This is a genomic window from Bacillus sp. TE9106W (assembly GCF_054062215.1).
Window position 1 is genome coordinate 112644 of record NZ_JBSSFA010000015.1, and the last position, 13212, is coordinate 125855.

The 13212-nt window shown below is 34.3% G+C and carries 15 protein-coding genes; 7 read left to right on the forward strand and 8 right to left on the reverse strand.

The features are described 5' to 3' along the window. The first annotated feature begins 143 nt into the window (after nucleotides 1–143). A complete protein-coding gene (locus ACVWY7_RS22575; RefSeq protein ID WP_000880630.1) occupies nucleotides 144–353 on the forward strand; it encodes a hypothetical protein in 210 nt (69 codons plus the stop codon). Nucleotides 354–392: 39 nt separating this feature from the next. On the opposite strand, the gene ACVWY7_RS22580 is transcribed toward ACVWY7_RS22575, so the two are convergent. Then, the gene (locus ACVWY7_RS22580; protein ID WP_073522529.1) at nucleotides 393–1169 is read right to left on the reverse strand and encodes a class I SAM-dependent methyltransferase; all 777 of its coding nucleotides are present in this window, start codon (nucleotides 1167–1169) and stop codon (nucleotides 393–395) included. 109 nt (nucleotides 1170–1278) lie between these two features. On the opposite strand from ACVWY7_RS22580, the gene ACVWY7_RS22585 reads away from it, so the two are divergent. Then, nucleotides 1279–2130, forward strand: coding sequence for a hypothetical protein (locus ACVWY7_RS22585; protein ID WP_139242222.1), 852 nt, complete (start codon nucleotides 1279–1281; stop codon nucleotides 2128–2130). Between the two features lie 95 nt (nucleotides 2131–2225). Here the strand turns inward: ACVWY7_RS22585 and ACVWY7_RS22590 are convergent, their stop codons facing one another. Then, nucleotides 2226–2423 carry a hypothetical protein gene (locus ACVWY7_RS22590; protein WP_001053358.1) on the reverse strand — a complete coding sequence of 66 codons (198 nt, stop codon included), beginning with the start codon at nucleotides 2421–2423 and terminating at the stop codon, nucleotides 2226–2228. Nucleotides 2424–2574: 151 nt separating this feature from the next. Between ACVWY7_RS22590 and ACVWY7_RS22595 the strand changes: the two genes are divergently transcribed. The 3 genes from ACVWY7_RS22595 (at nucleotide 2575) to hmpA (ending at nucleotide 5673) form a co-directional block, all read left to right on the forward strand. Further along, complete coding sequence (locus tag ACVWY7_RS22595) at nucleotides 2575–3672, forward strand: site-2 protease family protein (RefSeq protein ID WP_073522532.1); 1098 nt, start codon at nucleotides 2575–2577, stop codon at nucleotides 3670–3672. 114 nt (nucleotides 3673–3786) lie between these two features. After that, nucleotides 3787–4305 carry a hypothetical protein gene (locus ACVWY7_RS22600; protein WP_456523984.1) on the forward strand — a complete coding sequence of 173 codons (519 nt, stop codon included), beginning with the start codon at nucleotides 3787–3789 and terminating at the stop codon, nucleotides 4303–4305. A 159-nt stretch (nucleotides 4306–4464) separates the two neighbouring features. Further along, a complete protein-coding gene (hmpA, locus tag ACVWY7_RS22605) occupies nucleotides 4465–5673 on the forward strand; it encodes an NO-inducible flavohemoprotein (protein ID WP_073522536.1) in 1209 nt (402 codons plus the stop codon). Nucleotides 5674–5703: 30 nt separating this feature from the next. On the opposite strand, the gene ACVWY7_RS22610 is transcribed toward hmpA, so the two are convergent. Next, the gene (locus ACVWY7_RS22610) at nucleotides 5704–6216 is read right to left on the reverse strand and encodes a Crp/Fnr family transcriptional regulator (protein WP_000600586.1); all 513 of its coding nucleotides are present in this window, start codon (nucleotides 6214–6216) and stop codon (nucleotides 5704–5706) included. A 169-nt stretch (nucleotides 6217–6385) separates the two neighbouring features. On the opposite strand from ACVWY7_RS22610, the gene ACVWY7_RS22615 reads away from it, so the two are divergent. Then, nucleotides 6386–6613, forward strand: coding sequence for a hypothetical protein (locus ACVWY7_RS22615; protein WP_000882907.1), 228 nt, complete (start codon nucleotides 6386–6388; stop codon nucleotides 6611–6613). Nucleotides 6614–6906: 293 nt separating this feature from the next. Here ACVWY7_RS22615 and ACVWY7_RS22620 read toward each other — a convergent pair whose 3' ends face one another. The 3 genes from ACVWY7_RS22620 to ACVWY7_RS22630 form a co-directional block, all read right to left on the reverse strand. Then, nucleotides 6907–7707, reverse strand: coding sequence for a sulfite exporter TauE/SafE family protein (locus ACVWY7_RS22620; RefSeq protein WP_000455757.1), 801 nt, complete (start codon nucleotides 7705–7707; stop codon nucleotides 6907–6909). Nucleotides 7708–7824: 117 nt separating this feature from the next. Then, nucleotides 7825–8823 (reverse strand): inorganic phosphate transporter, encoded by a 999-nt coding sequence (locus ACVWY7_RS22625; RefSeq protein ID WP_000380282.1) that lies wholly within the window; start codon nucleotides 8821–8823, stop codon nucleotides 7825–7827. Nucleotides 8824–8834: 11 nt separating this feature from the next. After that, entirely contained in the window at nucleotides 8835–9455 is a 621-nt protein-coding gene (locus ACVWY7_RS22630; RefSeq protein WP_000231442.1) for a DUF47 domain-containing protein, read from the reverse strand. A gap of 312 nt (nucleotides 9456–9767) precedes the next feature. Between ACVWY7_RS22630 and ACVWY7_RS22635 the strand changes: the two genes are divergently transcribed. Then, complete coding sequence (locus ACVWY7_RS22635; RefSeq protein WP_073522537.1) at nucleotides 9768–11810, forward strand: transglycosylase domain-containing protein; 2043 nt, start codon at nucleotides 9768–9770, stop codon at nucleotides 11808–11810. A gap of 118 nt (nucleotides 11811–11928) precedes the next feature. On the opposite strand, the gene ACVWY7_RS22640 is transcribed toward ACVWY7_RS22635, so the two are convergent. Together ACVWY7_RS22640 and ACVWY7_RS22645 are read right to left on the reverse strand one after the other, a co-directional pair. Continuing rightward, nucleotides 11929–12357, reverse strand: coding sequence for a hypothetical protein (locus tag ACVWY7_RS22640; RefSeq protein WP_001265555.1), 429 nt, complete (start codon nucleotides 12355–12357; stop codon nucleotides 11929–11931). Nucleotides 12358–12552: 195 nt separating this feature from the next. Further along, on the reverse strand, nucleotides 12553–13212 hold a 660-nt coding region (locus ACVWY7_RS22645), incomplete at its 5' end, for a Gly-Xaa-Xaa repeat protein (RefSeq protein WP_456523985.1).

A 13212-nucleotide genomic window follows, 5' to 3' on the forward strand; every position in this document is an offset into this window, starting at 1 on the left:
ATGGGAGTAAAAATTTGTAGAGAATTGTAAAGTTTGTGGAGAAAGTTGATATTTATAGGAGTAAAGAAGGTATTATTTGAATTTACAGAGAATAATACAACAATCCACTTGATGGAAAGAACAAACCAAAAGAGGTGACTGAAATGCTTGCGATGGGAGTATTATTTGGCATTATTGCTATAATTGGTTTTATGTGGTTATATTATTCGCGTTCGTTTAAACAAGCAGAAGTTTTACTCTTTCAAAAAGGTAGTTTGTTGACAAATCAGTCTAGATATTTAGTATGTCCGAAGTGTGGAAGTGCACAGGCCAGAAGTGGAGGATATCAAGAGTGTTGCAAAATTAGATTATGAAAGAAGGAAGCCTCACATTATTTTGTGAGGCTTCCTTCCTTACAATTTCATGGCGCTCCAAATGGTCCACCGATCTCTTTCGATAATAGGAGAGACGTTTTGTAAGGCAGTCTGTACTTGTTGTAGAAGTTGAGAAAGTTCATAATCTGTTAATTCGTATAGAATGGATCGGCCTGTTCGGGGGGATAAATCCTGCAATAATGCTTCTACAGAATCATGTATTTTTCGTACCTCCCATTGTGTTTGAGTGGGAAACACGTGGAGAAAGTATTTTTGTAATTCTTGTTGTATCGTGGTGGTTTTTGGACGTCTTTTTGATTCTATTTCAATGAGTTTTGGAAATGTAGAGAAAAAATATCCACGGATGTGTTCAGGGCTTCCAGGAATTGTACAATCTTCAATGGTTCGGTCTTGTACAATAAGGACACCGTTTTTCTTTAATATACGAGAAGCTTCACGTAGAAATGTAGGAATGTCTTGCAAATGATGAATAACCGCACGAGAAATAACAATGTCGAATGTATCGTTAGGATATGGAGTACTATGTGCATCACCGTGAATGAATGAAATATTTGAAAATCCACTACAGTTTTCTTTTGCAGCTTGTAATATTTCTTTTGAAAAATCAAGCCCAACAACACTTTTTGCTCCCATAAGAGCAAGTTCTTTCGTATAAATCCCGCCACCACAGCCGATATCAACTATTCGCTTATTTTGTATGCTTGTAATACTTTTTATCATTTCCCTCCAAGAAATATGGGCGTTTCGCTGTGCGTATGTGTATTTATTATTTGCATCGTGAAAATTAATGGACATGAAAAAGACCCTCCTTTCAATGTTTAGTATAGCGTATTTTATAGTGTGTCACGTTTTTGTTTTTTATATGAAGATTATAAGAGTTTCTTATTGTAAAAGGGGGATTTAGGTGAAAAGGAAATATGTAGTGCTGTTATTTGCTATGTTACTAGCATCTTGTAGTCAAGTTGAGCAAAAAAAAGAAACAAAAAAAGTGGAAGAGACGGTGAATGAAGTGAAAGAAACAATAGAGGTAACCGTTATACAAAAAAAAGATAAAGAGAAAAAGTTACAGGAATCTGAAGCTAATGTAGTAATAGACATTATCGATAAAGCTGAGAAACAAGAAATAACAGGTAGCTTCGGTGAACCTGAATATGAAATACAAATTAGTAGAGATGGGAAAAAGGAAACATATTATGCATGGCTAAGAGGAGAAGACAGAAAAGGATGGATACAACATAAGAAAGCTATGTATATGCTGAATAAAAAAGATACAGAAAAGCTTTTGGCTATATTTCCAAATGTATCAAAACAAAAAGAAGATGAGATACAGGTAGGTCCTTTAACGGAAGTAACGAAAAAAGATTTGCAGATTACCGCGTTTCATATTAAAGCAGGTGATCAAAAAGTGAATTATACGGTACGGTATAAGATTTCACAATCACTATACAACAAGTTAGAGAAGGAACAAGAATACTATTTGCAGGTCATTTTTCCAGAAAAAGTTCAAAAATTAATTGGAGCAAAAGAGAGTGGGAAATTTTCAGGTGAAAAGGTAAAGGAAGGATATAAACAGTATGAATTGCATGCTACTGTTCCGATACAAGGTGCTTCAGAATCACAATTAAAGTCATTAGAAACATATTATGAAAATTATGATTTGAAAATATTAAATAGTAAACAAGAAAAAATAGGTGTTTTTCAAAATATTATTCAAATTGTGAAAGATTATGGTGAAAAAATGAATTTACAAAGATAAAGTGAAATTTTAATTAGCCCATGCGAATCAGGATGAATGTAAATTCTGTATGACCTTTCCTAGGAAATGATAATAGAGAGGGGGCCCCCTCTCCATTACTTTGCTTTTGCAGATGGCTCATTCATTGATTTTCGTGTAATAAGAAAAGAAATCATAAGAGCGGAAAGGATGATAAGAGCAATAAATATATGATTGGGCAACAAATCTAATAATAATACGTAACTAACGGTATAAAAAATAAGAGTTGAAGCTAAAAACGATAGAACGCCTATTATGAGAGATTGTAAGTTCATTCGTATACACCTCCTTTTATTTATATTTTTGGCTAAAAATGGATTATATAAACATTATTTCTAACAATAGAAAAAAATATGTCATAATAGAGAAAAGAGTAAGCTTTGATGAATGTATATGATTCATTAATGAAAGATAAAGGAGAGGAATATGAAAAATAATAAAAAAGGATTATGGGGAATTATTGTTGCAATAGGGCTATTTTTACTTTCTAAGTTAAAGTGGGTATTTGCAATTTTTAAATTAGCAAAGTTTTCAACAGTATTTAGTATGTTTCTATCACTTGGTGCATACGCAGTTATATATGGTTGGAAGTTTGGGGTAGCGCTCATTTATTTGTTGTTTATTCATGAAATGGGTCATTTATGGGCTGCGAAAAGAAAAGGTATACCGACATCACCAGCAATATTTATTCCATTTATGGGCGCTCTTATTGGGATGAAAGAGATGCCAAAAAATGCAAAAGATGAAGCATATATTGCCTATATGGGTCCTCTTTTCGGATTACTTTCATTTTTACCGGCTATTCCACTTTACATGATAACGAAAGAGCCGTTTTGGGCGCTCATTATTTTACTTGGAAGCATGATTAATTTCTTTAATTTAATTCCAGTTTCCCCGTTAGATGGAGGAAGAATTATTTCAGTTGTAAGTACGAAAATTTGGGGAGCGGGGCTTGTTTTATTACTTGGTTATTCAATTTATTTTAAAAGTATTTTGGGAGGATTTATTGTTATTATCGGCTGTATGGAATTGTATAGAGTAATAAAAAGAGATGAGCCAATTAAGGAATTAGGATATAGAATTGATGGAATGAAAGAATATATTGCAAGGCTTGAAGAGGAGTTAAAAGAAACTGGTGCTGTGCATCGAAATATATATATGATGCAACATGAAATAAATGTATTAAGGCAAAAAGAAAAAGAGAAAGAATTAAAAACAGGAGAATTTCAAAAGATTGAAGTGTTAGAGTATTTGTTACCGAAGTTTGAGCCACTGGATTACGTCCCATATGAAGATGAAAAAGAAACACATACCATTCATATAAGAGAAGCATTTGAAATGTCAGAAAGAAAATTAGAGGAATGGGATGCGGAAAAGAGACAACAGGAAAACTATTATAAAGTGGATACAAAAACGAAATGGACGGTATTTGCTTGTTATATCGGATTAATGGCTATACTTGGTTACGCAGCTTATGAAGGATATATTGTTTTACAAGAACATTTGCCAACGAGAAATGTATAAAAGAATATTGTCGAAATGATAGGAAGAATTTATACAGGAATTATATTTCTACGAGAGAATGTTACAAGTATAGTCATACATTGTAATATCTTTAGTAGAGAAGGAGTTCTGTATATGAAGAAATTGTTAAATGTATTCGTGATTATTATCGTAATGATCATTGCGAGCTATAGTCTTATGAAAGTATTATTACATTATGCGAATAAGCCCGCTGGGGTAAGTACAACAGCTGAAATAGAAGATGTGCAAGAAGAGACAAAAGTACTAGATTTTATTCGTATGACACATGAAAGTTATAATAATTTCTTAAATTATGGTAAAGCAGAGAATTATACAGAAGGGGACTGGAACCAATTTAAACAATGGTTTCAACAACAAGAATCATCGTTAAAAAATATACATACAGACATAAAGAAGGAAAAAATAAAACGTGATGTAAATAGAAGCTATGAAATTGCAAAAAAAGGTGTGGAGCTCCAAAATATTGAGTATGTAGTGTATGCACATCGCGTATACCATGACTTAGATATTATTGTAAATAAATATAGAGGTGAAACGAACATCTGGGGGTATACAGAATTTGGAGATGGGAAAGATATAAGGGTAATTGAACAAGCGATACAGTCTAAATAATAAGCGAGCTAGCATTCTAGTTGGCTTATTTTCTTTTGTAAGTGCAATGTTCATATATTTTTCACAAAAACACCGTGTTAATAGTGATTAAAATCACAATCTGTATTATACAATTCAGTTAAACTAAAAACAGTTAAGGAAATAGAGGAGTGGGATACAATGTTAAGTGAAAAAACAATTGAAATCGTAAAGTCAACAGTACCATTATTACAGGAAAAAGGCGTTGAAATTACAACGAGATTTTATGAAATTTTATTTTCGGAACATCCGGAGCTATTGAATATTTTCAACCATACAAATCAGAAAAAGGGAAGACAACAACAAGCGTTAGCGAATGCTGTTTATGCAGCTGCAATGTACATTGATAATTTAGAAGCTATTATTCCAGTTGTAAAACAAATTGGTCATAAGCATAGAAGTTTAGGTATTAAAGCAGAGCATTATCCGATTGTAGGTACATGTTTATTACGTGCAATTAAAGAGGTCGCAGGTGCACCGGATGAAGTATTAAACGCATGGGGAGAAGCGTATGGTGTCATTGCTGATGCATTCATTAGCATTGAAGCAGAGATGTATGAAGAAGCGGCACATAAAGAAGGTGGATGGAAAGATTTCCGTAACTTTGTGGTTGTTAAAAAAGTGAAGGAAAGCGATGTTATCACTTCATTTTATTTAAAACCTGAAGATGGAGGGAAAGTTTCTTCATTCATTCCAGGACAATATGTAACGGTTCAAATAAATATCGAAGGTGAAACATATACACATAATCGTCAATATAGCTTATCAGATGCTCCTGGAAAAGAATATTATCGTATTAGTGTCAAGAAAGAAAAAGGTGTAGATACGCCGGATGGTAAAGTATCTAATTACTTACATGAACATGTAAAAGAAGGTGATATGTTACCAGTAAGTGCACCAGCAGGAGATTTCGTATTAAATATGGATTCAACTTTACCAGCTGTCTTAATTAGTGGTGGAGTAGGTATTACACCAATGATGAGTATGCTAAATACGTTAATTGAACAAGATTCAAAACGTAATGTATGTTTTGTTCATGCAGCGATAAATAGTAATACACATGCAATGAAAGAACACGTTGAGGCAGTAGATAATGAATACGAACAAGTTAAAGCATATACTTGTTATTCTGCACCAACTGAAAAAGATTTAGAAATGAAGAACTTTGATAAAGAAGGTTTTGTGGAAAGAGAATGGTTACAAACTATTATTCCGACAACTGAAGCAGAGTTTTATTTCTGTGGTCCAGTACCATTTATGAAACATATAAATGCTGTACTAACTGATTTAGGTGTGAAACAAGAACATATTCATTATGAATTTTTCGGCCCAGCAGCAAGCTTACAATAAATTGAGCTTTAATAAGCAAAAAACGAGGTGTTATTTCACCTCGTTTTTTATTTGTTCTCGTAATAGTCGATTTACCGTTTCACGGCGTATACCGATCAGTTGACCAATTTCAGTTTGCGTTAATATTTCATATATAGGAATGTCACCTAAATATAGTGTGAACCATTCTTGTAAGCGATGAAGGCGTTCTTTCGGAGAGACGGTTGTCAATTGATCGATACGTTGCTGCATCATTCTTAATTTTGATTGTAATTGCATAGCGATATTTGCATATGATGCAGGATTTGCTTGAAGTTGATCATACCATTCATTACTCATTATAGGTTCAACTTCTGTTTTCATTAAAGCAATTGCTGTACCGTGATATTCCTTCGGTGAGATTAAAGAATGGTGAGGTATCGTTTCTCCTGGAACGATAATATTGAATAGAAATGGTGTTCCATCTTCTTCTAACCTTACTACTTTTAATAAACCTGTTTTTATAAAATATAAAGGACCGTCCTCACCTTGACGGAATAGTACATCTCCTTTGTGTAAAATCAATGTTAGCCCCCCATTTAAACATTTCTATTTCTTTTATTTTAGCGTATATGTATAAAGATAATATGCTTTACAACAGCAATTTCATTGACGAAATATATGCTATTACAGTAGTATACTATTTAGTGTGTAATAGTACTAGCAATGAATACGCTGTAGGGGGTTTAGTATATTGTTAGATGCGATAAAAATGACGGATATGAGAATTCCGGCGAATGCTATCATTCATGTAGAAGAGATGAAAGGTGGAGTCGTGTTATCCGTTGAAGTAGACGGCCAAATTATTTATACGATGGCTTATGATGAAGAAACAGATAGTTATGCTGAATTATATGATCGAAACGATAAGAGGGCGTGCCAAGTACATGAAGATTTTATGGGATGGTCACTTCTTCATTAAAAAAGATGTCAATATGACATCTTTTTTTATTAAACCGATAGAATATACAAAGAAATGAAATATAAGGATAAAATTTGTAATAAATGATTTTGCATTGTTAGCACTTTGTAACTGCAACTGAATTATTTTTTCGCTATCATAAAGATAACAGTCGCAGTTATAGGAGTGGTCAACTTGAAGAAAGTACATATTTCCAATTATATGTTATTAAGTGTTTGTTTAATTTTATTCGTTTTATTAGGAAGTTTTTTATATTCATGCGTATAAGAAAAACGCATTCTAAAAAGAACGCGTTATAAAAAAGAAGTAATGATTAATCTAGTACCAAGAATAATTAATGTGATACGTAATAAATTAATTACGGCTTTACCACTTAATTTTGTATTAATATAAGCCCCGATTTTTCCACCGATCCATGCGCCCGGAATAAGAATTAATGCGTAAATCCAGCTAACATTTCCAAGGGAGATGTGAGTTGCAGAACTTACAATTGCTGATAGAAATACGATAAACATCGAAGTTGCTACAGCAATATGTGCTGGGAATGCAAAAAGTAACATCATTGCTGGAACGAGTAAGGCACCGCCACCAATTCCAAATAATCCAGATATAAAACCAACTATAAAGGCGATAAAGATAGCGAGAAGCGGTGGGAATTGATAGTGTACAGTGTTTCCTTCGTTATCTGTAAAAGAACGTTTAATTACAGTCATATTTGATAAAGAAAGAGGCTTTAATTTGTCTCGTAACATAAGAAGAATGGAGACGAAAATAAGGAAAATCCCAAAATATAAAGAAAATGTATCTTGGTTTAAAAATTTATTTGCCCATGAGCCGATAATACCACCAGGGCCACTCCCGATAAATAAAATAAGTCCACTTTTGTAATCTACTCGTTTATGCTTCATATAAGTAAGGGTGGAAGATAGTCCCGTAAAAACGACTGTTACCATTGAAGTTCCTACTGCAAGTTGTGGTGACAGGCTATGTAATCCGATTAATAACGGAACAATAATAATTCCCCCACCAAGACCGACTAGACTCCCGACTGTCCCGGCGATTAGCCCGATGAAAAGTAACATGATGTATTCCAAAATTGACAACTCCTCTATATAACTTATCCACCAATTATTATACACGCTTTTTCATGAGAAAAAGCTTTGTTCACAAAAAAGTCGTCTTCCTAGAAAAATAAGGAAGACGACTTTTTATTAAAAGATTAAGTGTAATAAAGAGTAAAATAAAGCAGCTAATGAAGCTGAAATAGGAAGTGTGATAACCCAAGTAATTAACATGCGTTTTGCAGTTCCCCATTTTACACCTTTTACACGATGAGAAGCACCAACCCCTAAAATAGAAGAGGAGATAACGTGCGTCGTACTAACTGGTAAGTGAATAAATGTTGCCCCGAAAATAACAAGAGATGATGATAAATCAGCAGCTACACCATTTACAGGACGAATTTTCATGATTTGTCCACCGACAGTTTTAATAATTTTCCATCCGCCGACAGAAGTACCAAGACCCATTGCAATTGCACAAGATAATTGTACCCAGAACGGGATGTCGCTAGAAGTATGATAGTTATTGGCCATAAGAGCCATCGTAATGATTCCCATTGCTTTTTGCGCATCATTCGTACCATGTGTATAAGCCTGTAATGCAGCAGTGAAAATCTGGAATATACGGAAATTCTTATTCGTTTTCGTTAAGTTAAAGTTTTTAAATACTACTTTAAAAATACTGTATACGGTATAACCGATAACGAAAGCGATAATTGGTGAAATGATTAAAGCTTCAATAATTTTAATGAATCCTTTAAGATTTAGCGAGCTAATCCCAGCGGCAGCAATTGCTGCACCTGCGATTGAGCCGATAATTGCATGCGAAGAACTACTTGGAATACCGTAGTACCAAGTAATTAAGTTCCAAGCTATTGCTGCAAGCAAAGCAGCTAAAATTACAAGAGAACCATTTTGTAAGGCGAATGGATCAACGATATCTTTTGTAATCGTTTTTGCTACACCTGTAAATGTCATTGCACCTAAAAAGTTCATAATAGCCGCCATAACAATGGCATGTCTAGGCTTTAGGGCTTTCGTTGAAACAGCCGTTGCAATAGCGTTTGCTGTATCGTGAAAACCATTGATAAAGTCAAAAGCTAAAGCGCAAATGACTACTAAAACGGTCAGTATCAAGAGTGTATCCATGATCAAACTCCTTACGCGTTCTTCATAATAATTGTTTCTAATACGTTTGCAACGCTTTGGCAGCTATCCGCTACTTCTTCAAGCTCTTCGTAAATCTCTTTGTATTGAATGATCTTAATCGGATCTTTTTCACGAGAGAATAAGTGCTTAATCGCATGACGGCGAATATCATCACATTGTGATTCGTAATCCTTAATCTTAATCGCATTTGTACGAATGTCGACTAATTTTTTGTTAGACATTAATTCAACAGAGTTTGCAATTTCAATCGCACATTGATTAATTGCTTCTACGAATTTAATCATGTATTCATCAGCTTCTGTAATAGAATACATTTCGAATAGACCAGCACTATGATCTAATCCGTCTAATACATCATCCATACTCATTGCAAGCTGTAGGATGTCCTCACGTTCAATAGGAGTAATAAACGCTTTGTTTAGCTCCATAATGATTTCGTGAATAAATGAGTCGCCTTTTGACTCATAATCTTTCATGCGCATAGAAAACTCTTTTAAATCGCTAGCATTTTTAATTTTATACTCCACGAAAAACTGCGCGCCTTCTTTTAAATTTTCGGAAACATTCATTAACATTTCAGAAAATTTATCTTTTTTTGATTTAAAGACCATTATTAGTTACCCCCACAAAAGTAATATATGTAAAATATATTGGCTAGTCAATTCTAACAAAAAACTGTCGTTTTTTAAAACATTTTATCGAAAAGTTTACAAAAACTTAACATAACTCTCGTTGTTGTATTAATAATATTAATAATCAAGATTGAATATCTTACTTGTAGAATGTCCTTTTCGTGCAAAAAGTATGAATGGGAAAGAAAAGCTTTACACTACAGGAAAGACTACGTTATTATAATAAATTTAAAAGGAGGTATAATCTTCCTTTTAAAAAGAAGAGTGTAAACAAACAAAGGAAGTGAACGAATGAAATTGAAGAACACTCACTTAAAAAAAATGCAGGAGTGGTTCAACAAGAGAAAGAAGCTTCGTAATTCATTAATTATATTAGGAAGTTTACTCGCTACTCTATTTATTGCTATAAATATAATAATTTCCATTCAAGACATATCGGAATTAAAGCAAGCTGTTCCGCAACCGACTTTAATTTATGATGCAAATAATGAAGTTGCGACTAAATTAGCTTCTTCTAAAACAGAAGGTGTGAAAAGAAAAGGTATTCCTGATATTATGGTTCAAGCAATTGTTGCAGTAGAAGATAAGGAATTTTTTAACCATCACGGTATTTATTATAGTGGAATTATAAGTGCAGTTTTTAAAAATATTACAGCAGGAGAAGTTGTAGCAGGGGGAAGTACAATTACACAACAACTTGCGAAAAATGTATTTCTGACACAAGACCGCACATACTCTCGAAAAATAAAGGAATATTTTTTAACAAAAAAAATAGAGCGTACGTATACGAAAGATGAAATCATTGAAATGTATATGAACCAAATTTATTTTGGTGAAGGTGCTTGGGGTATAAAAAGGGCAGCTAAATCTTATTTTGATAAAGATGTAAAAGATTTAACAATTTCAGAAGCTGCAACGATCGCAGGCTTGATTAAAGCACCATCTGCGTATTCACCTTATAAAAACTTTAACAAGTCAATTGAAAGACGTAATGTCGTATTAAGTTTAATGAAAGAGCAAGGGTATATTTCTGACGAACAGTATAATAAAGAAAAAGAGAGTGGACTTGTGTTAAAACGTGGCGTTGATGATAAATACAAGGGAAAATACTCTCAATATGTAGACTATATTGTTAGAGAAGCGATGGACAAGTACGAATTAACACAAAATGAAATTTTAGCAGGTGGTTATCGTATTTATACAGAGCTTGATCCGAAAAAACAACAGGCTGTAGAAGATGTTGTGAATAATGATAGTTATTTCAAAGATAGTGGCTCAGACCAACTTATGCAAACGGGTGTAGTTCTTATGAATCCAAAAACAGGTGGTGTACCAGCTCTAGTAGGAGGCAGAGGGCCCTATCAGTTTTTACAGTTTAACCATGCAACACAATTAAAAAGACAACCTGGCTCAACGCTAAAGCCTTTGGCTGTATATGTACCAGCGTTAGAACAAGGATATGAAGTATACGATATATTAAAAGATGAACCATTTAACATTAAAGAATATAAACCACAAAATAGCGATCATACTTTTCACGGTGATGTGACAATGTATGAAGCTGTGGCAAAATCGTATAATGTTTCGGCTGTGTGGCTATTAGAACAAATTGGATTAGATAAAGGATTGAAATCTTTAGAGCGATTTGGTATTCCATTAGTACCAGAAGATCGTACGTATCCGATTGCTTTAGGCGGTATGCATGTGGGGACATCTCCATTTGTAATGGCTCAAGCATACAGTACATTTGCAAATGACGGTGTCCAAGTGGAAGCTCATGCAATTAGAGAGATACAAAATGCTGAAGGTGAAACGATTGGAAAGTGGTATAAGAAAGAGACACGAGTGACGAGCGAGAAAACTTCTCAAAAGATGACATATTTATTAAAAGGTGTTGTCGAAAAGGGGACGGGTGAAAAGGCAAAAGTTACTAATGTTGATACAGCAGGTAAGACAGGAACTACTCAAATTGTAAATGGCCCGAGCACCGGTGCAAAGGATTCATGGTTTGTTGGATACACACCAGATTTGGTAGGTGCGATTTGGGTAGGATATGATAAAACAGATAGCGATCATTATGTTCCAGGTGGTAGTCAAATTACGACGACAATGTTCCGGGATATTATGAAAAAAGCGAACGCAAATCCAGCTCAAAAAGCATTCCAGTTATCACTCATATCTGAGGCTGATTATAAAAAACAATTGACTACAATAGAAGAGGAAAAACGAAGAAAAGAAGAAGAGAAGAGAAGAAAAGAAGAAGAACAACAACGAAAACAAGAGCAACAAGAGTGGCTTGATAAAGTGAAAGAATGGATTCCTTCATTTTGGTAAAAGAAAGAGGCGAATAAAGAAATTCGCCTCTTTTTTGTATGAAAACAAAATGAAATTTTAATTGGTAGAGATTTTTGTCTATCTTAATTAGCTATTAATTCATATGAGATATATGAATTTACTCGTTAAGTATAATGTTCGTACTGCCAAAAGATTCGGAATCGTATGTGACGATTATTTTGCCTTTACTAATAGGTTCGTAAGGTAATTCTTCTTCGTAATTACCGTTATTTTCATTGTGGATAGAAAGTGTAATTTCATCGATTTTTTTATTTGTATACTGATCTTTAATCGTTTCAGCAATCTGGAGCAACGCCTCGGAACTAGAAGCTTTTGTAATAAGCATTCCTTTTATAACTTTTTTTTCATTCTTTGTGGCGTTGGAATAAGGGATGTTACTTTGTTTCGTATATAGAAGTTTGTATGGAGTAGTTTTTTTCTCTGCTTTTGATATAGTGGAATATTTTAGAGTTAAGAAAAATCCTACACATAAAATAATGCATACCATAAGTGCAAACCAAATACGTATTAGTGACATAACTCTCATTTTCATCCCTCTTTCATATCTTTGACTTCACTATTTATCATACAAAATAAGGATTAAGATAGAGTAAATTTGAGGTAAAGAAACGTAAAGAAGGAGCACTTATCCTCCCAAATAAGTGCTCCTTTCTATATAAAGAGAGATTTAATGCACGGTTAAACGATACATATTATTATAAATATACTTTTTAAGCGAAAATTAGTAAATTCGGAATACAGATAGTGTTGCTGTTGTATCGCCTGTGTTAGGAATAGAAATAGTGTTTGCTGTAGGCTGTATAGAAATCGTTGTACCAGCTTGTAAAGTAACAATTGTAGAGAAAGAAACAGCACTACCGATAACGTTAGTTGAGAAATTACGAGTAGGTGGTTGACCATTGAATGAAATACCGAATCCAAATGGTGAAGACCCTGGGAAAGTTGTAGACGCTGAGAAACTAATATCATATACGCCTGTTTCTAAAATTGTTAAAGTATCTGCAGTATCATTGAAAGAGATATTAGTTAATTCAAACACTTGATTGAATTGAAGGTTTGTTCCAGGTGATATAGTTTGTGGATTTGAGTTTCCGATTGCCGCGATTGTTACAGGAATTGGTGTACCCGCTGGTCCAGTAGCGCCAGTAGCACCCGCTGGTCCTTGAATACCTTGAGGCCCTTGAGGTCCAGTAGCACCCGCCGGTCCTTGAGCACCTTGCGCACCAGTAGCGCCAGTAGCACCTGCTGGCCCTTGAGCACCTTGTGCACCAGTAGCGCCAGTAGCCCCTGCTGGCCCTTGAGCACCTTGCGCACCAGTAGCGCCAGTAGCACCCGCTGGCCCTTGAGCACCTTGCGCACCTTGCGCACCAGTAGCGCCAGT